General features: G+C 54.3%; 27 protein-coding genes and 1 riboswitch. Of the genes, 1 reads left to right on the top strand and 26 read right to left on the bottom strand.

Annotated features, from left to right (window positions below; all coding sequences use genetic code 11):
* Positions 1 to 10 precede the first annotated feature (10 nt).
* From BLQ59_RS00355 to cbiD, 10 genes are all read right to left on the bottom strand, one after another.
* Positions 11 to 790, bottom strand: coding sequence for an ABC transporter ATP-binding protein (locus BLQ59_RS00355; protein ID WP_074570617.1), 780 nt, complete (start codon positions 788 to 790; stop codon positions 11 to 13).
* The gene (locus BLQ59_RS00360; RefSeq protein ID WP_081342378.1) at positions 790 to 1,785 is read right to left on the bottom strand and encodes a FecCD family ABC transporter permease; all 996 of its coding nucleotides are present in this window, start codon (positions 1,783 to 1,785) and stop codon (positions 790 to 792) included. Before BLQ59_RS00360 ends, BLQ59_RS00355 begins: the two co-directional genes overlap by 1 nt.
* Positions 1,785 to 2,741 carry an ABC transporter substrate-binding protein gene (locus tag BLQ59_RS00365; RefSeq protein WP_074570620.1) on the bottom strand — a complete coding sequence of 319 codons (957 nt, stop codon included), beginning with the start codon at positions 2,739 to 2,741 and terminating at the stop codon, positions 1,785 to 1,787. Before BLQ59_RS00365 ends, BLQ59_RS00360 begins: the two co-directional genes overlap by 1 nt.
* A 17-nt stretch (positions 2,742 to 2,758) precedes the next feature.
* Positions 2,759 to 3,460 carry a precorrin-2 C(20)-methyltransferase gene (gene cobI / locus BLQ59_RS00370; RefSeq protein WP_074570622.1) on the bottom strand — a complete coding sequence of 234 codons (702 nt, stop codon included), beginning with the start codon at positions 3,458 to 3,460 and terminating at the stop codon, positions 2,759 to 2,761.
* 144 nt (positions 3,461 to 3,604) lie between these two features.
* Positions 3,605 to 4,597, bottom strand: a complete 993-nt coding sequence (locus BLQ59_RS00375) for a sirohydrochlorin cobaltochelatase (RefSeq protein ID WP_074570625.1) — start codon at positions 4,595 to 4,597, stop codon at positions 3,605 to 3,607.
* A gap of 133 nt (positions 4,598 to 4,730) precedes the next feature.
* A riboswitch (cobalamin riboswitch) is annotated at positions 4,731 to 4,924 on the bottom strand.
* A 141-nt stretch (positions 4,925 to 5,065) separates the two neighbouring features.
* A complete protein-coding gene (lysS, locus tag BLQ59_RS00380) occupies positions 5,066 to 6,580 on the bottom strand; it encodes a lysine--tRNA ligase (protein WP_074570627.1) in 1,515 nt (504 codons plus the stop codon).
* Positions 6,581 to 6,608: 28 nt separating this feature from the next.
* Positions 6,609 to 7,085: a transcription elongation factor GreA gene (gene greA / locus BLQ59_RS00385; protein WP_073089526.1), complete on the bottom strand. Its 477-nt coding sequence runs from the start codon at positions 7,083 to 7,085 to the stop codon at positions 6,609 to 6,611.
* A gap of 145 nt (positions 7,086 to 7,230) precedes the next feature.
* Positions 7,231 to 9,117 carry a type I glutamate--ammonia ligase gene (locus BLQ59_RS00390; RefSeq protein WP_143005229.1) on the bottom strand — a complete coding sequence of 629 codons (1,887 nt, stop codon included), beginning with the start codon at positions 9,115 to 9,117 and terminating at the stop codon, positions 7,231 to 7,233.
* A 167-nt stretch (positions 9,118 to 9,284) separates the two neighbouring features.
* Positions 9,285 to 9,917, bottom strand: a complete 633-nt coding sequence (gene cbiE / locus BLQ59_RS00395) for a precorrin-6y C5,15-methyltransferase (decarboxylating) subunit CbiE (protein WP_074570632.1) — start codon at positions 9,915 to 9,917, stop codon at positions 9,285 to 9,287.
* On the bottom strand, positions 9,901 to 11,025 hold the full coding sequence (cbiD, locus tag BLQ59_RS00400; RefSeq protein ID WP_074570633.1) for a cobalt-precorrin-5B (C(1))-methyltransferase CbiD: 1,125 nt from the start codon (positions 11,023 to 11,025) through the stop codon (positions 9,901 to 9,903). The genes cbiE and cbiD overlap by 17 nt, the downstream gene beginning before the upstream one ends.
* Positions 11,026 to 11,304: 279 nt before the next feature.
* Between cbiD and BLQ59_RS15840 the strand changes: the two genes are divergently transcribed.
* Positions 11,305 to 11,493: a hypothetical protein gene (locus BLQ59_RS15840; RefSeq protein ID WP_176756676.1), complete on the top strand. Its 189-nt coding sequence runs from the start codon at positions 11,305 to 11,307 to the stop codon at positions 11,491 to 11,493.
* 156 nt (positions 11,494 to 11,649) lie between these two features.
* Here BLQ59_RS15840 and BLQ59_RS00405 read toward each other — a convergent pair whose 3' ends face one another.
* The 16 genes from BLQ59_RS00405 to def are packed head-to-tail and all read right to left on the bottom strand — an operon-like array spanning position 11,650 to position 26,768.
* The gene (locus BLQ59_RS00405) at positions 11,650 to 12,639 is read right to left on the bottom strand and encodes a lysylphosphatidylglycerol synthase transmembrane domain-containing protein (RefSeq protein ID WP_074570635.1); all 990 of its coding nucleotides are present in this window, start codon (positions 12,637 to 12,639) and stop codon (positions 11,650 to 11,652) included.
* 21 nt (positions 12,640 to 12,660) lie between these two features.
* Entirely contained in the window at positions 12,661 to 13,446 is a 786-nt protein-coding gene (gene folE2, locus BLQ59_RS00410) for a GTP cyclohydrolase FolE2 (RefSeq protein WP_074570637.1), read from the bottom strand.
* Between the two features lies 1 nt (position 13,447).
* A complete protein-coding gene (gene queC, locus BLQ59_RS00415) occupies positions 13,448 to 14,134 on the bottom strand; it encodes a 7-cyano-7-deazaguanine synthase QueC (protein WP_074570638.1) in 687 nt (228 codons plus the stop codon).
* 20 nt (positions 14,135 to 14,154) lie between these two features.
* Positions 14,155 to 14,799 (bottom strand): ribulose-phosphate 3-epimerase, encoded by a 645-nt coding sequence (gene rpe, locus BLQ59_RS00420; RefSeq protein WP_074570641.1) that lies wholly within the window; start codon positions 14,797 to 14,799, stop codon positions 14,155 to 14,157.
* Complete coding sequence (gene rsgA, locus BLQ59_RS00425) at positions 14,796 to 15,698, bottom strand: ribosome small subunit-dependent GTPase A (protein WP_074570642.1); 903 nt, start codon at positions 15,696 to 15,698, stop codon at positions 14,796 to 14,798. The genes rpe and rsgA overlap by 4 nt, the downstream gene beginning before the upstream one ends.
* Positions 15,699 to 15,718: 20 nt before the next feature.
* Positions 15,719 to 17,491: a Stk1 family PASTA domain-containing Ser/Thr kinase gene (gene pknB / locus BLQ59_RS00430; protein ID WP_074570643.1), complete on the bottom strand. Its 1,773-nt coding sequence runs from the start codon at positions 17,489 to 17,491 to the stop codon at positions 15,719 to 15,721.
* Positions 17,492 to 17,523: 32 nt separating this feature from the next.
* Positions 17,524 to 18,921: a peptidoglycan D,D-transpeptidase FtsI family protein gene (locus BLQ59_RS00435; protein ID WP_074570645.1), complete on the bottom strand. Its 1,398-nt coding sequence runs from the start codon at positions 18,919 to 18,921 to the stop codon at positions 17,524 to 17,526.
* Positions 18,914 to 20,185: an FtsW/RodA/SpoVE family cell cycle protein gene (locus BLQ59_RS00440; RefSeq protein ID WP_074570647.1), complete on the bottom strand. Its 1,272-nt coding sequence runs from the start codon at positions 20,183 to 20,185 to the stop codon at positions 18,914 to 18,916. The genes BLQ59_RS00435 and BLQ59_RS00440 overlap by 8 nt, the downstream gene beginning before the upstream one ends.
* Positions 20,182 to 20,901, bottom strand: a complete 720-nt coding sequence (locus BLQ59_RS00445; RefSeq protein WP_256324557.1) for a Stp1/IreP family PP2C-type Ser/Thr phosphatase — start codon at positions 20,899 to 20,901, stop codon at positions 20,182 to 20,184. Before BLQ59_RS00445 ends, BLQ59_RS00440 begins: the two co-directional genes overlap by 4 nt.
* Entirely contained in the window at positions 20,898 to 21,323 is a 426-nt protein-coding gene (locus BLQ59_RS00450; RefSeq protein ID WP_256324558.1) for an FHA domain-containing protein, read from the bottom strand. The genes BLQ59_RS00445 and BLQ59_RS00450 overlap by 4 nt, the downstream gene beginning before the upstream one ends.
* 26 nt (positions 21,324 to 21,349) lie before the next feature.
* The gene (locus BLQ59_RS00455) at positions 21,350 to 22,096 is read right to left on the bottom strand and encodes an FhaA domain-containing protein (RefSeq protein WP_074570653.1); all 747 of its coding nucleotides are present in this window, start codon (positions 22,094 to 22,096) and stop codon (positions 21,350 to 21,352) included.
* Between the two features lie 37 nt (positions 22,097 to 22,133).
* Positions 22,134 to 23,180 carry a dual-specificity RNA methyltransferase RlmN gene (gene rlmN, locus BLQ59_RS00460; RefSeq protein WP_176756677.1) on the bottom strand — a complete coding sequence of 349 codons (1,047 nt, stop codon included), beginning with the start codon at positions 23,178 to 23,180 and terminating at the stop codon, positions 22,134 to 22,136.
* A gap of 6 nt (positions 23,181 to 23,186) precedes the next feature.
* Positions 23,187 to 24,521: a 16S rRNA (cytosine(967)-C(5))-methyltransferase RsmB gene (gene rsmB / locus BLQ59_RS00465; RefSeq protein ID WP_074570655.1), complete on the bottom strand. Its 1,335-nt coding sequence runs from the start codon at positions 24,519 to 24,521 to the stop codon at positions 23,187 to 23,189.
* Positions 24,514 to 25,329, bottom strand: a complete 816-nt coding sequence (locus BLQ59_RS00470; protein ID WP_074570657.1) for a DUF116 domain-containing protein — start codon at positions 25,327 to 25,329, stop codon at positions 24,514 to 24,516. Before BLQ59_RS00470 ends, rsmB begins: the two co-directional genes overlap by 8 nt.
* A 39-nt stretch (positions 25,330 to 25,368) precedes the next feature.
* Positions 25,369 to 26,304: a methionyl-tRNA formyltransferase gene (fmt, locus tag BLQ59_RS00475; protein WP_074570659.1), complete on the bottom strand. Its 936-nt coding sequence runs from the start codon at positions 26,302 to 26,304 to the stop codon at positions 25,369 to 25,371.
* The gene (gene def / locus BLQ59_RS00480) at positions 26,301 to 26,768 is read right to left on the bottom strand and encodes a peptide deformylase (RefSeq protein WP_074570661.1); all 468 of its coding nucleotides are present in this window, start codon (positions 26,766 to 26,768) and stop codon (positions 26,301 to 26,303) included. Before def ends, fmt begins: the two co-directional genes overlap by 4 nt.

The raw sequence follows: 26,768 nt of genomic DNA on the forward strand, positions 1-26,768 counted from the left end.
TTTTCCTATCCTATTTTACTTTCCGCAGGGGAAAGATGATTTCCTGCCCCCTGCCATTGGCAAATACATCGGCTTCCACATGGAAGATATCCCGCAGGCATTTGACCGTCAGGACCTCCCGCGGCTCGCCCTGGGCCCGGACTCTGCCGTCCTGCAGCACGATGACCTCATCGGCATATTGCAAGGCATGGTTGATATCATGCAGCACCATGATCACCGTGATCTGCTGCTCACGATGCAAGTCCTGTACAATATCCATCACCTGCAATTGATTGGCAATATCCAGATACGTTGTCGGCTCATCCAATAGCAGGATCTCCGGCTGCTGGGCCAACACCATGGCCAGGAACACCCGCTGACGTTCACCGCCTGACAGATCCTGCACCCGTCGGGGCGCAAAATCTGCAATCTGCGCCGTTTCCATGGCCCATTTCACCGCCCGCTGATCCGCTTCCCTGTCCTGCGTAAAAAAACTTCGGTAAGGAAAGCGCCCGTACTCCACGAGATTTTCCACCGTGACATCGGCAGGGGCCATGGTTCCCTGAGGCAAAATCGCCATTTGACGGGCCAGCTCCCTGCGGCCGAAGCTTCCGATATCCCGGCCATCCAAAAGGATCTGTCCTTCGATATCCCGGTTCAGCGCCGCAATCGCCTTGAGCAGGGTTGATTTGCCTGCTCCATTGGGGCCGATGATGGCCGTGCGCCTGCCCGCCGGAAACTTCACGGAAATATCATGCAGAATCTTTTTTCCATTGACCGCCACCTGCAAATTCTGTGTTTCTAAGGTCATCACAATTCCCTCCTTAGCAAAAACAGAAAGAAGGGCGCGCCGATAATGGCCATGATGATGCCCACCGGCAGTTCCACCGGCGCAAAGGCAATCCGCGCCACTGTATCACAGACCGTCACAGTCCCAGCGCCCAATAGCGCCGTAGCCGGCAGCAGCCAGCGATAATCCGAGCCGATCAGGAGTCTTGCCGTATGAGGCACAATCAGCCCCACAAAGCCCAATAAACCCACCACAGACACGGCGCTGGCCGCCAGCAGGGCAGCGATAGCCGACAAGGCTATGCGCGCCAGCCCAACCCGCAGGCCCAAACCTTTTGCCAATTCATCCCCCAGCTGCAGGATATTCAGATGGCGGGCGCCCCCCAAAGCCAGAATAACCCCCAGCAAAGTGTAAGGCCAGAGCATTTCCACCTGGGGCCAGCTGCGGGCCGATAAGCCGCCCACCATCCACATCAGGGCGCCATGCACCCGGTCACTGTAGAAAATGAGCAACGCCGAAATACCGGCACCGAAGAAAGCCGACACCGCCACACCAGCCAACACGATGCGCAAGGGGCTGATGCCGTTCTTCCAGGCCAGGATATAAATGAGCACTGCCGCTCCCATGGCACCGATAAAGGCCGCCGGCGTGATCAGATAGGCATAAGCCGGGAAAGCCAGCATGATCAGGATGCCGAAGATGCCCGCCCCCGACGAGATGCCGATGATATGCGGATCAGCCAAAGGATTGCGCATCACCGCCTGCAATATCGCCCCGGACAAAGCCAGATTGATGCCCACCAGCAAGGCCACAATGGTGCGGGGCAGGCGGATATTGTAGAGGATCTGCCCATGGGCGCCGCTGATATCTCCGCCCAGTGCCTCCAGTGCTTCGGCCCAGGGTATCTCCACCGAGCCCCTGGACATGCTCAAAATGAGTCCAAAACAAGCAAAAGCGGCCAACACCGCCATAAGCAGCGTCCGCCGTTTTGCCGATGATTTAAAATCCATCTGCATTATTGAAAGACCTCAGGATACAGGCACTTGGCCATCTGTTCTACGGCTTCCGGATAATGAATGCCAGGGCTCAGCAGGAACAAATCCTGTGGCAGGTAGTAGACCTTGCCCTCTTTCACAGCCGTCACCGACTGCCAGGCAGGACTCTGCAGCGTCTTGTCCATACCAACCTTGATATCCTCCATCTTGCCCATGCTCGTGATGAAGAGCACTTCCGGATTCTTTTCCACCAATGTTTCCAGGCTATAGGGAGCAGCATCCGGATTCTTGGCCAAAGGTTCCATGCCGCTCGCCACATTTTCCCAGTCCAGCATCTTCACGATGGAACCGGCAATGCTGCCATCGAGCTGCACCGTCAGCCCCTGGCTCGTGCTATGAATGATGGCGGTACGGCGCTTATCTGCCGGTATCTTTGCCTTGACCGCTGCGATCTTTTCATCCATGCTGCTGACCAGCTGCCTGCCCTTGTCGAAATTTCCCGTGACCTTGGCTAACGTCTCTACTTCCCGCTTGACATCTTCATAACTCTTCATATCCAGCACCAGCGTCTTGATGCCATTGGCTTCCAAGGTGTCCACGAGCTTCTCATTCATGCCCTTGTTGATGATCACGAGATCCGGCTGGCAGGCCATGATCTTTTCCGCGTCGATCTGATATACCTTGCCCACGCTGGTCAGTCCTTTGGCATAGTCCGGCATCTTCGTCTTAGAATCCGGACGGCCTACGACCAGGTCTGCACCACCTACGGCTTCCAGCGGCTCCAGGAAGGAGGCCGAGGTCACCACGATGCGGGCAGGCTTTTGGGCCAATTCCACACTGCGGCCCAAATCGTCTGTCACCACGGCAAAACTCTGCTGCCCGGCCGGCTGATCAGCAGGCTTGTCACTGCCACAGCCAGCCAGCAATACCGATACTGCCATCATAACCGCCAAAAAAAAATCTATCTGGCGCTTCATAGTATCATCCCCTATTTTTAGTTCTTACGCGTCAAGATCGTGGAGAGATAGTTCAGCTTATCCTTCTTGTGCGCTAAGACATCATAGATGATCTTTTCGTCATCGAGGCCGGCACGGCTGACGAGGACGGCCTGTTCCGCCATTTCGTTCTGATCCAGCATATCGGCCACTTCTTCAAAGTTCTTGTAAACCTTCATCAGCACCACATTATCTGCGGCCTGCATGGCCTTCTCTACCTTTTCCGGGCTGGCCGTAGCCGGAATGATGGAGAGTACATCATCCCCTTCCACGATGGGATAGCCCAGCTGACTGCCAATAGCCGCGAAGGCCGGAATCCCCGGGATGGTCTTGATTTCCACACCGGCATTTTCCAGCAGGCGGAATACATAGATATAGGTGCTGTAGAACATGGGATCGCCGATCGTCAGGAAAGCCACATTCTTGCCCGCATTCAGCAGCTCCAGAATCTCCTGCTTATTGGCTTCCCAGGCATCCGTGCTGTTCTCCGCAAAGCCCTTGACCATGGGGAACACCTGATAGACAATCTCCACATCTTTTTTCAGATAAGGTTTTGCTACGGACAGGGCCACACTGCCATCCTTCTTCTCCGTCTTGGGCGCGATCAGCACATCCACCTGCTCGATGGCCTTGATGGCCTTCACCGTCAAAAGTTCCGGATCGCCAGGGCCTACGCCGATACCATAAAATATTCCACTCATATTCCAAACCTCCATAAATAAGTTGTCTTAGCCTATCATACTATGCTGACTATTCCCTGTCAAATATTGAGGAAGCCGTCTGTCCCTTTCTGACAGGGAAAACAGACGGCTTTAGTGTGTCATGTGGATGAATATGATTAAATCTTATTTTTCTAATGCGTTCCAGGCATCTTCAGCCCGTTTCACATAGAGGTCACGGATGGCCTTGTTTTCGCCGATGCCATGGATATAGGCATCAACCTTGTAGCCGGCTTTTTCCAGGATGGACTTATGGGAATCTTCTTCCGCACCAGCCATATCGTTGTTGGCATGGTCGCCAGCTACCATCATCATGGGCATGAGCGTTACATGCTTGATGCCGTTCTTCTTGAGTTTCGGCATAACCGTCTCGAGGTTTGGCCAGCCCTCTACCGTGTAGACATAGACATTCTTGAGGCCCATTTCGTCAATCTTGGCCTGAATCACGGAGTAGTACGCATTGGAAACCTGCGGCGTGCCATGTGCCATGATCAGGATGGCATCATCTTTGCCCTGCTTCGGGAACTGCGTGGAAAGCGCCTTGATGGTCTCCGTCACATCATCAGCCTGCTCTTCCTGGCCCTGCCAGTACATCAGGGACGTGCCCAGCGTCATTTTCTTGAACTGATCTTTGTAGTTATGGTATACACCGATATCGTAGTTGTATTCCATGCCCGGAATAACATCCAAGGATGCCAGTGCTACACGGGTATAACCTTCTTTTTTCAGCTGTTCGAGTGCTTCTTCCGGCGTCGGATAGGTGATACCCTCATTCTTCTTCACGCGGTTGATGATGATATGGGAGGTATAAGCCGTAACTACCTTCGTATTCGGATGCTTAGCCTGGATTTCTTTTACCGTAGCATCAATGGTCTTTTCCCGGGTATCCTTGAAGGTCGTACCAAAGGTCATAACCACGATTGCATCCTTATCAGCCTGGTTAGCCATTGCCGGGTTCTCATTCTTGAGCACGCCAATCTCTGCAGCCTGTTTCAGCGCTTTGGTCGGAGCCTTGACTTCCTCATTCAGCTGATAAGCTGCCTCTGCCGGTACATAGCTTGCGGAAAAAGCTGCCCCGCAGGCAATCGCTGCTGCTAACATTTTCTGCCAATTTTTCATAAACAAAAACCTCCCTAAACTGCTGCACAAGAAAAAGCACCTTTCCCGCGGCAGCGCAAAAAGATGCTCTCATCACAAATGACGAAATCCCCTTCCTATCGCTCGCAGGTTCAGCAGCATCCCAACAGCTGCTACGGTGATTGTCAAACAGGCAGTTCTCCTGGCTCGGTTCATCGCTCCTCTGCGCCTTCCCAAAGGCTTTGCCTTCAGTGACTTAACTATGCAGATTCGCTCCCCTTACAGTGGCGGGACCGCGCTGGCTTATTCCAGCTTCTCTTTTCAGCAACCGGATGTGCGCCGGTTTGCACCTGTTCCTTCTTATGCAATTCAAACTGTGAAATAACTCACAGGCAGTATTATAACCTATTCTCATAAATTTTTCCATAGCTGAAATTTATTTTTCTTGAATTTATGAAAAAAATCCATGAACCTGCCGCTTGGCAAGGCTCATGGATTCCAATCACTTATTTAGTTCTGCTCAGCCAGCGGCTTCATGGTCGGGAACAGCAGTACGTCGCGGATGGAAGCGGCATCCGTCAGGAACATGACGAGACGATCGATGCCGATGCCTACGCCGCCCGTCGGCGGCAGGCCGTATTCCAGTGCCATGACGAAGTCTTCGTCCATGCCATGAGCTTCATCATCGCCGGCTTCACGCTGCTTGAGCTGATCCTCGAAACGGCCCTTCTGGTCGATCGGGTCGTTGAGCTCGGTGAAACCATTGGCCAGTTCGCGGCCATAGATGAAGAACTCGAAGCGGTCCGTGATGCGCGGATCGTCCGCATTACGCTTGGCCAGCGGGGAGATTTCCGTAGGATGCCCCGTGATGAAGGTCGGCTGCATCAGGGTTTCTTCGACTTTTTCCTCGAAGGCCTGATTCAGGATGCCGCCGATGCCATGGCGCTCCTCGTAGGGAACACCGATCTCATCAGCCAGCTTGCGGGCTTCTTCCACCGTTTCACAGGCCATGAAGTCCTTACCCGTAGCTTCCTTGACTGCATCGTTCATGCTGATGCGCTTGACCTTGGACAGGTCGATTTCCACACCCTGATAATTGATGACGGAAGTGCCCAGCACCTTCTGCGCAGCATTGACGACAATACCTTCCGTAAGGTCCATCATGTCCGTGTAATCGGCAAATGCCTGATAGAACTCAATCGAGGTGAATTCCGGGTTATGACGCACGTCCATGCCCTCGTTGCGGAAGATGCGGCCGATTTCGTAGACACGGTCGAGGCCGCCGACAATCAGGCGCTTGAGGTTGAGTTCCGTAGCGATACGCAGGTAAAGGTCGATATCCAGCGTGTTGTGATGCGTGATGAACGGACGGGCTGCTGCACCACCAGCGATGGTGGACAGGACCGGCGTCTCCACTTCCAGATAGCCGCGTTCATCGAGATACTCACGGATGGAATTGATGGTCTTCGTGCGGCGGCGGAAGGTCTCACGCACATCCTGATTTACGATGAGGTCAAGATAGCGCTGACGATAGCGGATATCCACGTCCTGCAGGCCATGGAATTTTTCCGGCAGCGGACGCAGGGATTTGGAGAGCAGGTCGAAGTCTTCTACGCGCACCGTGACTTCGCCGCGATGAGTCTTGAATACCACGCCGCGGATGCCGATGATATCACCGATATCGAGACGGCGGAACTGCCCCTTGTACTTCTCTTCGCCCAGTACGTCGATCTTGAAGTACACCTGAATGTTGCCCGTGCGGTCATTCAGCGTGCAGAAGGATGCCTTGCCATGGCCGCGGATAGCCATCAGACGGCCAGCGATGAATACTTCGGGGCCCTCTTCGTCCCCTTCCAGATGATCGTATTCCTTCTTGATATCTGCTGCATAAGCCGTCACGTCAAAGCGATGGCCAAAGGGAGCCACGCCCATTTCCTGGAAGGCTGCCATCTTTTCACGGCGAACCTTCATCATCTCATTCAGGTCTTCCACAGGAGCCTGCTGATTCTGCTTATTTTCTGCCATTTACGCAAATTCTCCTTCTATTATTGTCTTACTTTAAAATATCCTTGATCTCGTATTTAATCACACCAGCCGGAGCGTGTACGTCAACAACAGCGCCACGCTTCTGGCCCAGCAGTGCCTGGCCCAGCGGGGATTCGTTGGAAATCTTGCCCTCATCCGGATCTGCTTCGGTGGAACCTACGATCATGAAGGTTTCCGGGCCGTCTTCAGCAAATTCCAGGTCAACCACAGAAACCTTGGACCCCATCTGCACGACATCGCCGCTGCCGGCCTTGATGATATCGGAGTTGCGGATCTTGGCTTCCAAATCAGCGATTTCGCCTTCGAGGAATGCCTGTTCATTCTTGGCATCATCGTACTCGGAGTTCTCGGACAAGTCGCCCAGGGCGATTGCAGCTTTCAGACGCTCTGCAATCTCGATACGCCGTACGCTTTTCAAATAATTGAGTTTTTCTACGAGTTTATTATAACCATCTTCGGTCAGCATGACCTTTTTATCTGCCATGTTAAACGCCCCTTTGCAAATCATATATTAAGTAACTGTATTATTGTACCCCGCCCGCCCCTTTCCTGTCAACCGTATTGGAGCAGTACACAACAAAAAAGGGATAAATCCGGAAAAGATTTATCCCTTCTTGAAAAATCTATGCTTAGATCATGTTCTTGACATAGCTGTCATAGAGAGCCTTGAGTTCCTCTACTTTATCGTACATCTCAACCTGCAGGCCGGATGCAGCAGCGTAGTCGCCTTCGTTCAGGGCGTTGATGAGCAGCGTGAACAGGGACTTCTCATCAATGCTGTCCTTGGCCAGATATGCGCGGATGCCGTTGATCTTGTTCCAGTTGTAGGAATCCAGATCCGTTACATACTCAGCCTTGATTTCCTTGGCAGCGCGGACGATATCGCGGTTTTCCGGAATGATGCGGGAGATGAGCTCCGTCTTCCAGCGCAGCAGAGCGCCAGCGCGGAATGCATCGATGATGGTGTCATTGAGAGCACCGCCAGCGGTGATGACGGCCTTCTTGTCGGCATAGTTCTCGAAGTTCTGCATGTTTTCCCAAACCGTTGCAGGAGGTGCACCGAACAGGCGGTCACGTTCTTCGTCCGTGTAATCTTCGAATACATCATCCTCACTGCGGTATGCGCGGTTCTTCTCCAGATAGAAGCCTTCTTCGCCAGCTTCCTTGGAAAGTTCGGTCAAGAGTTCGCTCGTCGTGTGGTTGACTGCCACCTTGATACCATCAAGGCATGCAGAGTAGATGGCTGCGAGCACCAGATAGGTGTTGGTGTACGGGTTGCAGGCACGCAGCTCGAAACGGGTTGCATACGGATTGCCCAAGTCACGAATCAGACCGGCCAGGATGGTACGGTTACGGGACGGGATTTCCGGCGTCTGGCCCAGGGAAGTTACGATACATACCGGAGCTTCGAAACCGGGTTTCAGACGGTTCAGGGAGTCATTCGTAGCGGATACGAACGGATTGATTGCTTCATAGTTCTTGAGCATGCCCATCAGAGAGCCATAGCCGATAGCACTCATGAAGTCCTTGCGCTGGTCATCAGCCGTGAAAAGGTTATGAACCTTGCCGTCTTTCGTGACAGCAGCCATGCCGATATGGGTGTGCTCACCGTTACCGGCCAGACCAATCATCGGTTTCGCCTTGAAGCTTACTTCGAGACCGATGGAACGGAAGGTTTCCTTGACCACCATGCGGACGAGGATTTCATTATCGGCTGCCTGCAGGGCATCAGCGAAGCGCCAGTCTACTTCGAGCTGTTCACAGACATGCGTCATGTTGCCGCTGCCATCGATCTGTGCTTTGAGGCCGCCGACTTCCTTATGGCCCATCTCTACCTTGAGGCCGTATTTATCGAGTTCGAGCAGGCAGTTTTCCATAGCCGTGCGCACAGCGCCATGGGTGCGTTCCCAATACTGTTCCTGCATGACCTGAGAAGCGGACATCTCTTCGATAGCTGCTTCTTCCAGCGGCGTCTTCACCCAGAATTCCAATTCCGTTGCGGAGGTGAACTGGATGTCAACTACATCATTACCGTTGACGCTTTCGAGACCGGAAATCTGCGGATGCTTCTTGAAGGTATCGAGCAGTTCTTCCTTGACATAGTTCAGCGTGTCAGCCAGCACAGCACGGGAGTCCACACGCTTGCCTTCATGTACGAGGAAGGACGGAATACGCAGGGTACCAACCGGCTTGCCCGTCTCTTCATCGTAGAATTCCATATTGTAATCCACGAACCAGTTTACGGAAGGATCGATAGGCATATCGACTTTAGCGTTGTTCAGGGTGGCGATACCCGTCAGCACAACGGAAGAACCGTCCGTCTGTACAGCAGTGCCGGCATAGAAATCATCGATATCTTTGATGAAGATGCGGACCGGAATCTTTTCGTCCGTATCGTTACCAGCCATATCCACGCCCACGAGGGAAACGAACTTGATTTCCGGATGCGCTTTAAGCTGCTCGATGATTTCCTCTTTCTTCGAATTCGCCGGAATCACATACAGTAAATTTTCCACGTAATACCACCCTTTCAAATCAAAACACAACGAAAAAACCATGCAGACACACCCCTGTCGGGGTTTCTATCCACATGGCTCCATTGCCATAAATCTTCTGTTCTCTGAAATGTATATTAGCATAGAGTTGCAAAGTTGTAAAGTGTTTTTTTGTGATTTTTTACATTTCAGTCCACGGCAATCAGAATGCCGTGCGTCACCACAGGAAACTCAGCAGCGTCCTGCAAGGTTGTCGTATAGATCGTCTCATCCTCATAGGACAAGCGGCTGCAGATGTATAATCTCGTCTCCTGGGGCCAACCGATATTGCAGAGTACCTCCGCAATGGTATGGGAATTATGTTCGCCATCCGTCAGCATTCCCAGTATTTTCCCCGGCTGATAGGCGACTTCACTGGCACCGGGCACGCGGCCATGGAAACTGGCCAGCGTAGCATCATGCCAGGGCAAGGCAAGTTTCGCAAAAGCATATTGCATCGAGCTGATACCGGGAATCACCTCGATAAGCTCTGCAGGGAATTCCCGCCGCAGAGCATCGAGCAGGGAATAGTATCCAGGATCGCCGGAAACCATTGCCACCACATTTGCCTGCTGCAGCCTGTCGCGGATAAAGGCCATCACGCCGGGAATATCGGCGGTTATGGCACAGGTATCCTGCCCGGCATGGGAAAACTCTGCCAGGGCGCGCTTACCGCCAACTAAATAACGGGCAGCCTGGATCGTTTTCAGCCCTTTGGGCACGATATAGTCCGGATTGCCCGGGCCAATGCCCACTACGATAATCTTATTCTGCTTGTTCATCCGGCAACTTCCCTCCTAAATTCCGGCAGATTTCCCGGGCTGTATCATCCATGCCCAGTAATTCACCGGTCAAAGTCACGAGCACCGTGCCCACCTGCATCTTCTGGAAAAGATAACGCTGAGCCCGGGTGCTGGCTCGCATTGCCAAAGCCTGACAGACTTTTTCCTTCAGTCCGGCCTGCGCCAATACAGCCAAAGCATCCTCCGTGGTATTAGCATTCAGTACGGCCTGCACCTGCTGCGTGGTCAGCCCGGCTGCAGCACCATAAGCCGCCATGGTTTCCAGCCGCCCATCGGCAATGCGGTTATGAGTATAGAAGCAGCCCGCCGCTACTTTAATCAGCTTGCCGATATGGCCAAAGAGCAGCACGCGCTTGATTTCCCGCTTCTGCGCAGCTTCGAGCATGAAGCCGATGAAATTGCTGGTCTGCACCATGGCTGCTTCCGGCAACTGCCATTCCTTTGCGAGCCGTTCACCGATCTTGCCGGGCACGAAGATCAGTTCCTCATAGCCTGCGGCCTTAGCCACATCAATCTGCGGCACCAGCGAATTCTTGAAGCCTTCTTCGGACATAGGGCGCAATACCCCTGTCGTGCCGATGACGGATATGCCGCCTTCAACGCCCAGAATGGGATTCAGTGTCTGTTTGGCTAGTTCCACACCAGCAGGAATGGAGATGGTAACCTCCAGCGGTACTTTATCCGTGCCCAACACATCCGCCACAGCATTGCGGATAAGCTGCCGGGGGCCGGGATTGATCGACGGCTCCCCTACCGGCACCGAAAGGCCCGGCTTGGTCACCGTGCCGATGCCCTCCCCTGCCTTGAAAATGACTTCTGCCGGTGCATCCGGCAAATGGCGGATGGTGGTAAAGACCGACACACCATTGGTGATATCGGGATCATCGCCGGAGAATTTTACGACTTCGGCGGTCAGGACATCATTTTCCTTGGTAATATTTTTTACGGGTATAATAAGCTCCGTGCCATCTAAAGCACGGAGTTCAATCATATCCCATTCATTTCCCTGTTCATAGAGCAGAGCAGCCTTAACACCAACTGCCGCACAGGCGCCAGTTGTATAACCGCTTCTCAACGTATCTGACATTTTATTTACCCCTTTTGTAAATTGCAGTTTATCGGGCAGTTCGTGCTGAAGGTATCCCGTTCATACGTTGTCAGGGGTTCACGGGGGAGTACTTTTGCTGTTTCCGCTAAACGTCCCTCCCTGTCAAGTTAGAGCTGTTTAGCTGGATGCGCCGGGCAGGCCAGCGGCGCGTCTTTCAGCGTGCTTTTTAGTTACTACCTGCGTCGGGCCGGTCTTCGCTTACGCTCAGACTGTCGCTCCCACAGCAAAAGCACTCCCCCGTGAACCCAAGAAACGGAATTGACAATCAGCACGAACCGTTGCTCCCATAACAAGAACATCGATGTAATTGCGGCTTCCAGCCGGAACATATCTGCAGACACAAACAAAGCTTTGGGTGGAGGCGGGGATGCTTATTCGCCGACGGAACGACTGCCTGAACGAAGTGAAGGCTGGCCCGCAAACCGTTGTTACTGGAAACTGAGCTGAATATACGCGCCGCCGGCCTGCCCGGCGCAGGTTGCTAAAAAAATACGTACTTCTGCTGGCGGGTCATTTAGTGGAGTGGCGAAGAAGTATCCCCGCCTCCGCCCCACTACGCTGTAACAGATTTAGATTAAGCTCGCATTGACAAACTGCAATTTCTTATTTGTTCAACTGCCTGTTCAGGAAGTCGCGGCCGAAGACTGTCAGTGTATAGTACAAGCCAATCAGGAACGGGATATATTCGGCCACCATGCGCCAGCAGACGGCGATGATGCCGACGGTGCCGGCGGGAACGGATTCGCTGAACAGGTACACGAAGCCGCCTTCGGCCACGCCGGACCCCCCTGGCGTCGGCGTGAAGTAGAGCAGCATGTTCAGGAAAATCATGCGCCCCATGATCGTATACCAGTCCGCATCCGTCACGCCCAAGCCCAGCATCAGGCAAGGCACGATTGCGTAGATGCACAGGAGGTTCAGCCCCGACTCGACAAACACCCAGAGCATTTTCCACGGTGCCTTGGACAAGAGACCGATGGCACATTTGGTATCCCGATAGAACGCAAATATCTTACGGCGTCTGTCGTTATGCATCCGGCGGGTGAAGCGGATCACAAAGTAATCCAGCGAGCCCTGTCTGGCCCCCACCACGATGGCGATGATCACCACAAAAGCAGTCAGCGTGATGGCCATCAATGTCTGGTTGGATATGCCCGGCACGATGCCATTGTCGTGCAGGAATATCAGGGGCATGCAGAGCACCAAGAAGAAGATGGACAGCAATGTGCGCACGATGACCAGCACGGTGGCTTTGCCCGCAGGCACGCCCGCATGGCGCAGGAACATCAGCTGGGCCACAGCGCCGCCGGTGGCTCCCGGCGTCAGCAAAGCCAGAAAGTAATTGCCAAAGACCACCTGCACGGCCTGATAGAGGGTTATCTTCTCATTGGACATCTTGACCATATGCATCAGGCGGCTGCCGTCAAAGAAGAGTCCCAGTCCTACAGCCAGCACAGCCAAAACAATCGACCAAGGCTGAAAGCGATTTAGATTTTTCAGGGTATTGATATCAACGGTGGTATAGATGACGATGCCGGAGATGATGACCACCAGCAGGATCAAACCGATAAACCGTTTGTAAACTTTACTCATGCAAACCGTCCCTTGGGATCGTTATAGTTCTTCCTCATGCGCCGCATAGGCACTGTGATTGTGGATGGACTCATAGTTCTCGCATTCCACCGAGAACCAGCCCAGACCTTCGAGTTCCCGCAAAGCCAGCACCGTATCCCGCAGGATGTCTTCGACAAATTTCGGATTCTCATAGGCCGCTTCGGTGACAAATTTTTCGTCTTCGCGCTTGAGCAGCGGATAGATGGGCGATGAGCCCTGCTTTTCCACGAGCTCTGCCAGATCTTCAATATAGATGCAGTCATAGCCATCCTTGAAGCGCAGCTGGATGCGGGCCACAGAGCGCTGATTGTGCGCACCATAGCTGGAAATCTCCTTGCTGCAGGGGCACAGGGAAGTAAAGGGCACTTCCACCCCCAGCTGGAATTCCATATTCTGTCCCTGTTCCTTACGGCCTGTAAAGCAGCAGTCCAAATCCAGCACGGAAGTCTTGCCGCTTACAGGAGCCACCTTGTCTACAAAATACTTGAAGGACAATTCTACTTCTGCAGCGTGCGCTTCCAATTTTTCCAGAGCCTCTTCCAGCATGGACTCCATCTCCGGCTCAGCCAGCGGTTTTCTGCTCCAGGGCATCAGGATTTCCAGGAAGCGGCTCATATGCGTGCCTTTGTACTGGCTGGGCAGCGCTACGGTAAAGCGAACCCGGGCCAATACCTGCTGATAGCTGCCATCTTTGGTCTTGATCAGGAAGGGCAGATGCGCTTCCTTGATGCCGACCTTCTGGATGGCAATGCCACGCTGGTCTTTGCGATTCTGTACGTCCTGCATCTTATTCCCTCGTCTCATATTCCACAGGATCTTCCACACCGGCCTCGGCAAAGCCCTGCAGGCGCAGCTTGCAGCTGTCGCAGACACCGCAGGCCTTCTCGCCGCCCTTGTAGCAGCTATGGGTGAACTGCAGCGGTGCACCGAGCTTGGAGCCTAGCTGCACGATTTCCTTCTTGGACAAGTCCTGCAGCGGCGTCTCGATCGTGATCTTCGTGCCATTTACGGCTGTTGCCGTAGTCGCATAGTTGGCCAGATCCTGGAATTTCTGGATGAACTCCGGACGGCAGTCCGGATAACCGGAATAATCCACGGAGTTCACGCCGATATAGACATGGGTGGCGCCGACCACTTCGGCATAGCCCATGGCATAGGACAGGAAGATCAGATTGCGTGCCGGTACATAGGTCACAGGTACATCCTTGCGCTCCACATCTCCTTCGGGTACATCGATATGGCTGTCCGTCAGGGCCGAGCCGCCGATGGCTTCCATATTGGTCTCAATGATCAGATGCTTGGGCACCTTGTAGAAATCGGCAATCTTCTTCGCACCTTCGAGCTCGATGCTATGGCGCTGATGATAGTTGAAGCTGATAGGATAGACCTCATAACCTGCTTCTTGGGCCACAGCCATACAGGTACAGCTGTCCAGACCACCGGACAGCAGTACCACTGCTTTTTCTTTTGCCATTACTTACATCTCCTCAAAAATCAACCACGGATTGCCTTGATAGCGGCAGCCACATCCTCAGCGCCATAGACAGCCGAACCTGCAACGAGCACATTGGCACCAGCTTCCTGTACGAGCTTGCTGGTCTCAGCATTGATGCCGCCATCGACTTCGATATCGCAGGTAAAGCCCATATCCTTGATCGTATGATAGAGCATATGGATCTTCTCGAGCTGGGACTCGATGAACTTCTGACCGCCAAAGCCCGGGTTCACGGTCATGATCAATACCATATCCACATCCGGCAGGATTTCTTCAATCATGGAAAGCGGCGTGCCAGGATTCAGGGCAATACCGGCCTTGCAGCCTGCGGCTTTGATCTGCTGGATGATGCGGTGATGATGGCGGGCAGCCTCCCAATGGAAGGTGATGATATCCGCACCAGCTTCGGCAAAGGTTTCAATATGGGTTTCCGGATGCTCCACCATCAGATGTACATCGAAAACAGCCTTGCTCGTGGGACGCAGGGATTTCACTACCAGCGATCCCAGCGTAATATTGGGTACGAAACTGCCGTCCATCACGTCGATATGGATGTATTCGGCACCAGCATCGGTGACTTTCTTCACTTCATCGGCCAGATGGGCAAAATCAGCGGACAAAATGGAGGGTGCTATCTTGATCATTTATATTCCTTCTTTCGTTTCAATTGCTGTGCTTCCTGAATTTCCTTGTATATGGTCAGGTAAGCGTCGTAACGTTCCTGCGAGATCTCTCCGGCAGCCAGCGCCTCTTTGATACCGCAGTCCGGCTCATGGGTATGGCTGCAGGGAGCAAAGCGGCATTGCCCCAAGCAGGGGCAGAACTCCGGGAAATAATGGGCCAGGTCTTCCAAGGGAATCTCGCCCAGCTCCATGGCACTGAACCCCGGCGTATCGACAATAAAGCCGCCTGCATAGGGCAACAGCTCGGCCACGCGAGTGGTATGCCTGCCGCGCTTAATCTTGTCACTGACATTGCCAGTTGCCAACGACAGCGACTCATCGATCACATTGAGCAGGGAGGACTTGCCCACGCCGGACGGTCCGGCAAAGACTGTCGTCTGCCCGGCCAGGACCTGCCGCAATTCCTCCATGCCCTGCTTCTCCTTGGCGGATACCCGCAATACCTTGTAGCCCGCCTGTTCGTACAGGCTGAGGAATGCGGCAATATCCCCATCATACAGATCACTTTTATTGACGCAGATGATGATATTGTGCAGGCCGGACCACTCCGCGAGTACCAGAAAGCGGTTCAGCAGCAGCGGATGCAGGTCCGGCTGGGCTGCCGCAAAGGTCAGGATCACCTGCGTGACATTGGCCACAGCGGGACGGCGCAGCAGGCTTTCCCGGGGCAGCTGTTCTTCCACCACGCCCGTGCCATCGGGCAAGCGGCTGATGATGACCTTGTCCCCTGTGACCACGCCCTGCGTCTTCCGCGTTTTCTTGAACTTGCCCCGCAGTTTGCAGGTCACAAGCTCCTGTTCAGTCTGTACATAGAAGAAGCTGTTATAGGCCTTGATGATGCGGCCTTCCTCTCTATCCATAAATGCTCCTCGCTACACCTTTAACGGCTCTTGGCAGCTTCATCGGGTTTAGGTGCGGCAGTTTCCTGTTTGCCGCTGTCCTTCTTCTTGTTCTTGCTGCCCTTATCTTCATCCTCAACCTTACCGGCTTCGGCAACTACCAAATGAATGGATTCACCTTCCAATGCCTCAGCACCGCCGCCCGGGCTCTGGCTGATAACGGTACCGGCAGCCTGTTTGCTGGCCTTGCGCTCCACACTGCCCACTTTGAAGCCGGCACTGGTCAGTGCCTTCTGGGCCGATTCCAGCGGCAAGCCCGTTACATCCGGCACCCCGGAGGATTTCTTGGCCTTCTTGCCCTTGCTGATGACCAGATCGACGGTTTCGCCCTTGGTCACCCGGGTACCAGCCCGTGGATCCGAAGCGATGACTGTACCAGCCTCTTCCTCATCGGAGGTCCGCTCCGAAACACGGCCGACCTTGAGGCCCATCTTTTCAATCTTGGCGATGGCATCTGCCTTCTTCAGGCCACGCACATCCGGCATCTCGATATTCTCGCCGCCCTTGCTGACCTTGATGGTCACAAGACGTTCTTCCTTGACCTTCGCACCAGCTTCAGGATTCTGGGAAATGACCATGCCGGCGGGCACATCGGCACTGAATTCTTCATCCACCTTGACGCGCAGGCGCTTGTCCTCAAGGATCTGCTTGGCCAAGGTCATCTGCTTGCCCGTGACGTCAGGCACTTCCACTTCCGCCGTGCTCCAGAACTTGCCAAAGCTCATGAAAGCTCCGACAAAGAAGCCCATCAAAAGCACCATCACGAGGCCGGCGATAAATTTCTTGGACTTGAAAATGGATTTCTCTTCGTCACCATCTTCCTCATAATCAGGCTCCCGATAGCGCTCCTGCCGCACAGGGCGCACCGGCTCCTGCATGCGGGGCAGGACCTGCGTAGCATAGGGATCGACTGCGCCGGCCCCGGCATTGAAGCCTCCGAGCATCTGCTGTGCCTGGCTGATATCCTGCACAAGCTCGCTGCTGCTCGGACGCATATTGGCATCCTTCTGCATGGCGCGAGCCACGATAGCCTCCACCACCGGCGGGATGGACGGTTCCAGCTGCCGCACGGAGCGGGGCTGCTCCTGCAAATGTTTCATCGCGATGCTGACTGGCGTTTCCCCCGTAAACGGCAACTGACCGGTCAGCATCTCATACATGACCACGCCCAGCGCATAGACGTCGGAACGCGGCGTGATCATCGTGCCCTTGGCCTGCTCCGGTGAGAAGTAATGCACAGAGCCCACCACATTACCCGTATAGGTCATCGTAGATTCCGTCACGGCCCGAGCAATACCGAAATCTGCCACCTTGGCACTGCCATCCGGCATCATCAGGATATTATGAGGCTTGATATCGCAATGGACCAGATTGTTGGCATGGGCATGCGCCAGAGCACTAGCAATGTCCCGGGCCACATGCAGAGCATCAGCCACACTCAGATGGCCTTCCTGCTTGATCTGGTCCTTCAGAGTGCTGCCCGGCACATATTCCATGACGATATAGTGATCATCCCCCATGACGCCGACATCATAGATGTTGACGATATTCGGATGGGACAGCTTGGCTGCCGCCTGAGCCTCCCGATGGAATTTCTGGATGAATTCCGTATCCCGCTTGAATTGTTCGTGGAGGATTTTCACCGCCACGGTGCGGTCAAGCAGTACATCCCTGGCTTTATACACGTCGGCCATGCCGCCGCCGCCAATGAGTTCCTGCAACTCATATCGATTATCCAAGACACGCTGGTTCATTGAATTTCTCCTTCCCCAAGGCTTTATCATAATTAATTCTGTAGACTTAAGATTATCTTGCGAGCAATCGGCGCCGCCACCTTACCGCCGCCACCGCCATTTTCCACGATGATGGCAAAGGCGATATTGCGATTACGCAGTTTGGCCGAACCGATAAACCAGGCATGGTCCTCCCCTTGGGGATTCTCTGCCGTGCCGGTCTTGCCAGCTACTTCCACACCGCTGACCTGGGCAGCCCGGCCCGTCCCCTTGGTGACCACATCTTCCATATAGTTATGGATCTTGGCCGCCATTTCCGCGGTCGTAACCGTCAGCCATTTTTCCGGTGCGGCCCGATGAACCACTATGCCGCTGGGCGTAATGACCTCCTGCACCAGATACGGCTTCATCACCGTACCGCCATGGGCAAAGGCCGAAGCCAGGAGCGCCATATGCATGGGCGTGACCAGCAGCGTACTCTGACCGATGGCCGTCTGCGCCTGATCGCCGGTGCCCAAAGTGCCAAATTCCGGCAGATGAGACGATGTCATAACGATCTCGCCGCCGATTGACTGGTCAAAACCAAAGCGTTCAAAGGCCTTTTTGAGCTTCGCATCCCCGAGGCGCATGCCCAGGGTACCAAAAGTCACATTACAGGATTCCGTCAGCGCCTTGCGCAGGTCCACACGGTTATGGACCTCGCCATGGCTCTCGCGGATGCTATGTCCACCGCCAACATCCAACACGCCGGGACAGTCAAAAGTTTCCTGCTCGCTCGTGACGCCCTCCGTCAGTGCCGCATCGGCAATCATGGGCTTGATGGTCGAGCCCGGTGGATAAAGCCCCTGCACCGTGCGATTCAGGAGCGGGCCATCGGCCTCCTGTGACATGCTCTTCCAGTTGGCCTCAACATTATTGGGATCATAGGAAGGCGAGCTGACCATAGCCAGCACCGCACCGGTATCGGCATCGAGTACCACCACAGCGCCCTTGCGTCCGGCAAGGCCATCGAATGCTGCCTGCTGGGCATCGGCTTCAATGGTGGTTTTCAGATCATTGCCACGTTCCGTCTGCAGCAGCTGGGATACGGGACCAAGCCTGGTCATATCCGCAGTCAGGCCCAAAAGCTCCCGGTTGGCATGGCCTTCCAGACCGGCACTGCCGATATTCTCGCCATTATAGCCGGTCACTTGCGCCATCACACTGCCCAGCGGATAGTTGCGCGAACCATCATCATTGGTCTGGGCCAGCACGCGGCCATGGGCATCCAGGATCGTGCCGCGCCGGATATCGGCCTTGGCCGCCGCGCCCCGCATATTCAGCGGATTTTCCGCAAGTTCCTGCCCCTTCCATACCGCCAGATAGCCGATATAGATGGATAACACCGCCACCATCAGGAGCAGGAAAGCACCAACCTGCAATATTTGCCGTTTTAATTTCCAATCAGACATTTTTCTGCTCCTTGGTCAACGATAACAACATGGCCAGCAGGATAAAGCTGGAAACCATGGAACTGCCCCCATAACTTACGAAGGGCAGGGTAATACCGGTAAGCGGCAGGAATTTCGTCACACCCGCCACGATGATGAACATCTGCAGGAGAATCAGCACCCCGCAGCCAGCCATCAACAATGCTTCGGTAGTATTCTTGAGCCGCAGGGCACCTTTGATGCCCCGCCAGAACAACAGCGCATAGCAGATGATCAGCATGAGTCCGGCCGTCAGTCCCATCTCCTCCACGATTGCCGAGAAGATGAAGTCCGTATGCACCTCAGGAATAAAACCGGGATGACCGAAGCCAAAGCCCGTGCCCCAAAGACCGCCGGTGCCGATGGCAAACAGCGACTGCACGACCTGATAGGCCATGCCATTTGGATCAGCCCAAGGGTTCAGCCAGATATCAAAACGCACCCGCACATGTCCGAACATGGCATAGCTCGCTGCCGCCGCCATGCCCATAAAGGCCAGCGCCAGGAATACGTAAGACTTGCTGCCCGTGGCCATATAGGTCATAAGCACCGCCATGCCGAAGAACAGCAGGGCCGAGCCCAAATCCTTCTCGACCACGAACATCAGTACCGCCATGCCCCAGATGCAGATCAAGGGCGCGATAAACCGCAAAGGCGGCAGCCGCAAAAACAAGATCTTATGCGCTGGCAAAGTCAGCACCTTGCGATGGTCGGACAAATACGATGCCAGGAAAAACAACAGCACAATCTTGCCAAACTCCGAAGGCTGCAGCGATATCGGTCCCAAGACCAGCCAGTTCTTGCTGCCGCCAATCTCCGTGCCAAAGAGCAAGGGCAGCCCCAAGAGAATAACACAGCCGATTCCCAACAGATAAGGGTAATTTAGCATCTGCCGGATCTTCGGCCAAAGCCGGATGACCAAAAACATCACGAGCATGGCGATGCAGAGCCATTGCAGCTGCCGCAGGAGCAGTGCCGGCTTTAACCGGGCAATCTCTACGAGGCCGATGCTCACCAGCATCAGGATGATCGGCAGGATAAAGGTATCCAGCTTGCGGCGGATGACTACCATTTGAATAACAATAGTCAAGAATACCGCTATCACTAAATAAGGTACATAAGTCAAGGGATCCTGCAAAGTGTTATTTGTCACTTTTTGCACAGAGCCCTGCATTTTCAGATAAAGAATGGTCATACCGCAGAGGAATATCCCCAGCGGTGCGGTCAGGAGTCCCCAATTTTTCATACGAGGCTCACCACCACAACGGTCACATTATCCCGGCCACCGGCGTTGAGCGCCTGCTCTACCAAGCTATGGGCAGGATCATCTTTCCCCTGGCAAAGCTGCCGGGCGATTTCTTCATCCGTCATATGCTTCATAAGTCCATCCGTGGCCAAAAGCAGGGTATCGCCATTGGTTACGGCAAGCTCCCCTGTATCCACCACGAGATTTTCCATGGCGCCTACCGCGCGCGTCAGCATATTGCGCTGGGGATGGTTCTTCGCCTCTTCCCGGGTGATGGTGCCTTCCCGCACCAAATCCTCCACATAGGAATGGTCCTGCGTAAGCTGTTCCAACTGCCCGCTGCCCTGACGCAGCAGATACAGGCGACTGTCACCCACATGGGCCCAATAGGCTTTGCCCCTGCCCTCATCAACATGCAGCATGGTAGCAGTGGTGCCCATGCCCTCGCAGCCAGGATGTTCCCGGACATAGTCACGGATGGCGTCATTGGCCGCCAGGATAGCAGACTGCATCGCACCGGCATCGATATGTTCACGGCCGGATAACGCCTGCTGCACGGTATCCACCAGCATCTGGCTGGCCACCTCCCCGGCAGCTTCACCGCCCATGCCATCTGCCACAGCATAGACCGTATCAAACACGGCGAAATTATCCTCATTGCCCTTGCGCACTAAACCCACGTCGGTGGCTTTATAAACTTGCTGCAACTTATTCACCTCTCGAATTTCAGGGTAACCATACCAATGCGAATCTCATCATTGGGCTTCAAATAGGCTTTCCCTTCCAGCATCTGGCCGTTCACATAAGTATGGTTCACAGAGCCTAGATCTTCAATCACATATTGGGCCCCATGCAAAAATATCGTCGCATGACGGTGGGAAACGAAGTTCTCCGGAATGATCACATCATTTTCCGCTCCGCGGCCAATGGTTATCTCATCCCGGAAGGCAAACCGCCGCCCGCTGAGACTTTCCTCATTGGCTTCCAGCACCGTAAGTACGGCTTCACTGGCCTTCACCACCGGCCGTTTCTGCTTTTTCATTTCCTGCTTCACTTCACCGAACATCTTTTTCGACAGGCTGACGGTAAAATAAATCAGCCATAGAAGCATACCATATTCCAGTGCTACTCTTGCCACTTTTATGGCCATGGCTGCACCTTGCATCAAATCACCTCGTATATAAGTACCGTTTCCCCAATCTGGATTTCATCGCCAACGCGCAGACACAGGGAGTCCACCGGTTCACCGTTCACAAAGGTGCCGTTGGTGCTTTGCGCATCATAGAGCACATGGCGGTGATTCTCATAGGCAATCCAGGCATGCAGACGCGATGCCTTCGTATCCGTCAGGATGAATTCATTCTTCTCCCGGCGGCCAATGTAAATCTGATTTTCGCCAAATTCCAGATAAGCGTCCAGATCCGGCCCTTCCACCACCTTGAGCGAAACGATTTTCCGCTCCGGCGGCAGGTTCAGCGGCTGTCTGCCACCAGGGAAAGCCGGTTTGGTCAGTACCAATGTATTGGGCTCTTCACAGACTGCCTGCGCTTCTTCTTCCTCGGTAAAGCGGGCTTTGAGCTCAAAGAGGCCCCGCTGTTTTTCTCCATCAGCCTGACAAAGAATCGTCAGCTTGCCCGGCATCACATAATCCTGCAGGATAACCTGCTTTTCTGCCACGCCATAGAGTTCCTCTATGATCCGTTTTGCGCAGAGCCGTTGGTAATCCTCCCGGGCGAGAAAAAAGACATATTGATTGGGCACCTGCCGTCCGGCCTTGCCTTTGCCCTGCCGGGCAATCTCCTTTTCCAGCGCCTTGGAAAGCTCCACCGGTTCCAGATCGCTGCTGAATTTCTTATTGAAGAATCCTTCGATATGATTTTCCAAAAAGGATTCCCATTTGCCAATCCCCATATGCTGCACCTCCCCGCTTAGAATTGCCTTAGAAAATTTATTTTTTGTTCTGCAAATGCTTGTTGCGCAGCTGGCCGCAGGCCGCCTGGATGTCCGTACCCATTTCCCGGCGCACGGTCACATTGACATGATGGCTGGCCAGATAGCCTTCAAACCAGTCAATCCGCGCCTTAGAGGGGCGCAGCAGATTGCGTTCCACCACGGGATTGATGGGAATCAGGTTGACGCTGGCCAATTGGCCATGCAACAGCGACACCAGTTCCTTAGCCTGTGCCTCGCCATCATTGAGCTGGTCGATCAGGATGTATTCGTAAGTCACCCGCCGCTTGGTCTTATCGGCGTAGTTTTTCGCCGCTGCTACCACATCCTTCAAGGGATACTTGCGGTTGATAGGCATGATGTCCGAGCGCAGTTCCTGATTGGGCGCATGCAGCGATACCGACAAGGAAATCGGTATGCCTTCCTCAGCCAATTGGTACATACCTGGCACAATGCCCGAAGTGGACAGGGTGATATTACGATAGCCCAAGCCTAACGTATAAGGCTCATGGACAAGACGCAGGAACTTGATGACCTCATCGTAGTTCATCAAGGGTTCCCCGCTGCCCATGATTACCATGGTATCCACCTTGCTGCCAGACTCTTCCCGCAACATATCATTGATGACCACGGCCTGCGACAGGATTTCCCCGCAGGTCAGATTGCGGGCCATACCATGGAGCGTCGAAGCGCAGAAGGCGCAGCCCATATTGCAGCCGGCCTGGGTGGACACGCAGATACTGTTGCCATAGGGCTGGCGCATGAGCACCGTCTCAATGGCAATACCATCAGCAAATTCCAGCAGGAATTTCGTGGTTTTCTGATCCTGAGAATCCAATCTAGCTTTGATTTTGGGACGGCCAATGGTGAAATTAGCCGTAAGCTCCTGCCGCAAATTCTTGGGCAGATTGGTCATGGCGTCAAAATCTGCCGCCCCGCGCTGATAAAGCCATTCGGCCACCTGCTTGGCCCGATATTTCGGCACCTTGTAAGGAGCCAATGCTCCCTGCAATTCCTCTAAGGTCATGCCAAATAAATTCGTCACTATTTCTTATCCTTTCGCCTTGCGCATGCGCGCGATAAAGAAGCCGTCCGTACCATCCCGCTGGGGATAGAGCTGTACCATTTGTTCTTCCCGCTTGACAGGCAGGAAATCCCCCGTCTGCTCTAACGTAAACTCCGGATGACGGGCCAAGAAGGCTTCCACCACCGCATCGTTTTCAGACCGGTCAATGGTACAGGTACTGTAGACCAATACGCCGCCAGCTTTTAGTGCTTTGGCCGCGCTATCGAGGATTTCCCCCTGCAACGGCGGCAGGGCCGCAATTTCCTCGGCACTCTTATTCCAGCGGGCATCAGGCTTGCGCCGAAGTACCCCGAGTCCGGAACAGGGCGCATCCACCAGCACTCGGTCGGCCATATCTTCGTATTCTTCGCCCACTTCCCGGGCATCCAGCAAAGTGGGTTCGATGATATCTATGCCCAAACGCTGCGCATTTTCTTCGATACGCTCCAGCTTATGTTCGTAAATATCCCCGGCCACGATGCGGCCCTCGTTGTGCATCAGCGCGGCCATATGAGTGGTCTTGCCGCCAGGCGCACTGCAACAGTCGATGATCAGCTCGCCGGGCTGCGGATTCACCACATGGGCTACGAGCATGGAACTTTCATCCTGCACCTGGCAAAGGCCGTCCTGCAACGGTGCCAGTTTATCCAAGGCACCATGAGCCGTAACCAGCACGCCTTCGGGCGTCCACTGACTCTCCTGCACTTCGGCACCAGCCTGCTCTAAAGCCTGCATCAATTCTGCGCGGCCTGTTTTCAGCGTATTGGTGCGCACAGAAAGTACGGGCTGGCCATTATCAAAGTCGCAGAGTTTTTCCGCTTCCTCAAAGCCAAACTGCTTTACCCAACGCTTGACCAGCCAATAAGGATGCTGGCTTCTGAGCGCCAGCCCTTCTGTGGCCTTGCCCTTGCCTTCGGGGAACTTCGCTTTCTCCGGCTCACGCACTGCCGTGCGCAGGACCGCATTGACAAATTTCACCGTGCCCGCATGGCTGTATTTCTTCGTCAGCTCCACCGCCGTGTTGCAGGCCGCAGAGGCGGGCACCTTGTCCAGATAGAAGATCTGGTAGAGGCCCAGCCGCAGGATTTCCCGTACCATTGGCGGGATTTTCTTCAAAGGGCGGTTCACATAGCGGCGCAGGATCCAGTCCAGCGTATCGCCAGCCTTTACGGCACCATAGACCAGTTCCGTCACAAAGCGGCGGTCCTGGTCGGAAAGGTCCGCCTTGCGCAGATGACGGGCCAAGGCCACATTGGCATAGGCCCCTTCCTCATGCACTTCGTTCAATATCTTAATCGCGATTTCCCGCGCTTTATCCATTATCTTGCTCCTTGGGAATGATGATTTTCTCGAGCTGGGCACGGACTTCCTCCATGTCCACATGGGTGTTATAGCAGGGTCCATTGGGCCGGATATTCAATACTCCCACCGCCGGCAGAGGATAGACATCCTGAATCCCGCTCATGAGGTCACGCTCGCAGGCGATGGCCAGCACCGCCTTGGGGCGGGTATTGTAGACAATCTGCCGCGCCAAAGTGCCACCTGTCGCCACAAAGAAGTGGAAGCCCATCTCGTCGGCCAAGGTCACCAGCGAACCGATATCACAGCCGCCGCAGCGCTTGCAATTATGCGGGTCACGGGTAATCTTATGCGGACAGGTGGCCAGCTGCAGACAATGCGGTGTCACCACCAGCAGTTTGTCCGCCGGCACCCTTATACCCATACGGTTGAACATCAGATTGCTCGTGGCAATGAAGGACCCCTCCAGCTGTCGCTTGCCGATGCCAAAGATCTTGGCTACATAGACGGCCACCGGAAAGAGCAGATTGATCAGCTCATAGTTCTGCCGCTGCAAAAAGGGCAGATAGGGCCAGCCCTTTACCGCCAGCACCATATTGAAGATGGCCAGCAAAGCCCCGCCGCAGGCGAGCGCCAAGACCGCGCCCACAATCATCGGCAGAGGCTCGGCAATCTCAGCCAGCCCCAACCGGGCAATATGCCAAACGCCATAAAGCAGCACTGCTGCCAGGACTGTCGTCAGCAACAAAATGCCGATAAACAGCCTTTTCTTATGCCGGCCTGGCAGTTTTATTGTTTTTGTTTTATTCTTTTGGGTAGAATCTGTCATGGAAACCTCCAAACTCTCCCCTTGCCTTCCATAACGCAATCAGGCAAAGCAAGCGCCATCAGCAAAGCCATGGCCATTCAGATAGTCCGCCGCCCGCATTTTCTTCTTGCCGGGTGCCTGCAGTTCCAGAACCTCCAGCACTTCATCCCCCGCAGCCACAAAGAGACCGGCCTTTTTATCAGCCTTCACGATGCTGCCAGCAGGAGCTGTTGCCTTCTCGCCCGTACGGCGGGTGCGCCAAATCTTGTACTTGGCCCCGTCCAGGCTGGTATAGGCGCCAGGCCAGGAATTGAGGCCACGCACCAGATTATGCACTTCCTGTGCCGTCTTTGACCAGTCAATCTGACCGGTGGTTTTCGTCAGCATCGGCGCATAATTGGACTCTGACGGCTGGGGCGTACGCGTGAGCGTGCCGTCAGACAGCTGCTCCAGCGTATCCATCAGCACCTTGGCACCCATACCCATGAGACCGTCATGGACTTCTTCCAAAGTCGTATCCTCTCCGATGGGGAATTCGGCCTTCAAGAGCATATCGCCCGTATCCAGGCCTGCATCCATGAACATGGTGGTCACGCCGGTCTTTTCCTCGCCGTTGATCACGCACCACTGCATCGGGGCCGCGCCGCGGTAGCGCGGCAGCAGGGATGCATGGACATTGATGCAGCCGTATTCGGGGATATCGAGAATGCGCTGAGACAGGATCTGGCCAAAGGCCACGACCACCATCAGATCCGGCTTCATTTCTTCCAATTTGATGGTAAACTCTTCCGTCTTGATCTTTTCCGGCTGATAGACCGGCAGATCATGTTCGACAGCCCAGGCCTTGACTGGCGAGGGCATCATCTTTTGGCCGCGTCCCCGGGGCTTATCCGGCTGGGTGATCACGGCGATGACCTCACACTGCTCGTGCAGGGCCGCCAGGCACGGTACGGCAAATTCCGGCGTGCCCATGAAAACTACGCGAAAGTTCTTCACGACTTATTCCCCCTATGGACGCTGGTCGCAATGTCAATAAACAGCTGGCCTTCCAGATGATCCAGCTCATGCTGGATGCAGCGGGCCAAAAGTCCCGTGGCGGTCAGATGCTGACGCTTGCCGCGGCGGTTGGTGAACTCCACCTTGACCTTGGCGGCGCGCTTGACTTCGCCATAGATATCCGGCACGGACAGGCAGCCTTCCGTATCCACTTCCTCCCCTTCCTTGAAGATGATTTCGGGATTGATGAGTTCCAAAAGACCATGCTCATCCTGACAGTCAATAACCACGAGACGGATATTCTGGCCAATCTGCGGCGCGGCCAGGCCGACACCATCATTTTCGTACATGGTCTCGGCCATATCATCCATGAGTTTTTTCAGTTTTTTATCAATACGTTCTACAGGTACGGATACCTGCTTCAGGACGGGATTACCCGCCTTCAACACTTCTAATAATGCCAT

Origin of the sequence: Pseudoselenomonas ruminantium (genome assembly GCF_900104055.1) — a bacterium.
GTDB classification, from domain to species: domain Bacteria; phylum Bacillota; class Negativicutes; order Selenomonadales; family Selenomonadaceae; genus Selenomonas_A; species Selenomonas_A ruminantium_C.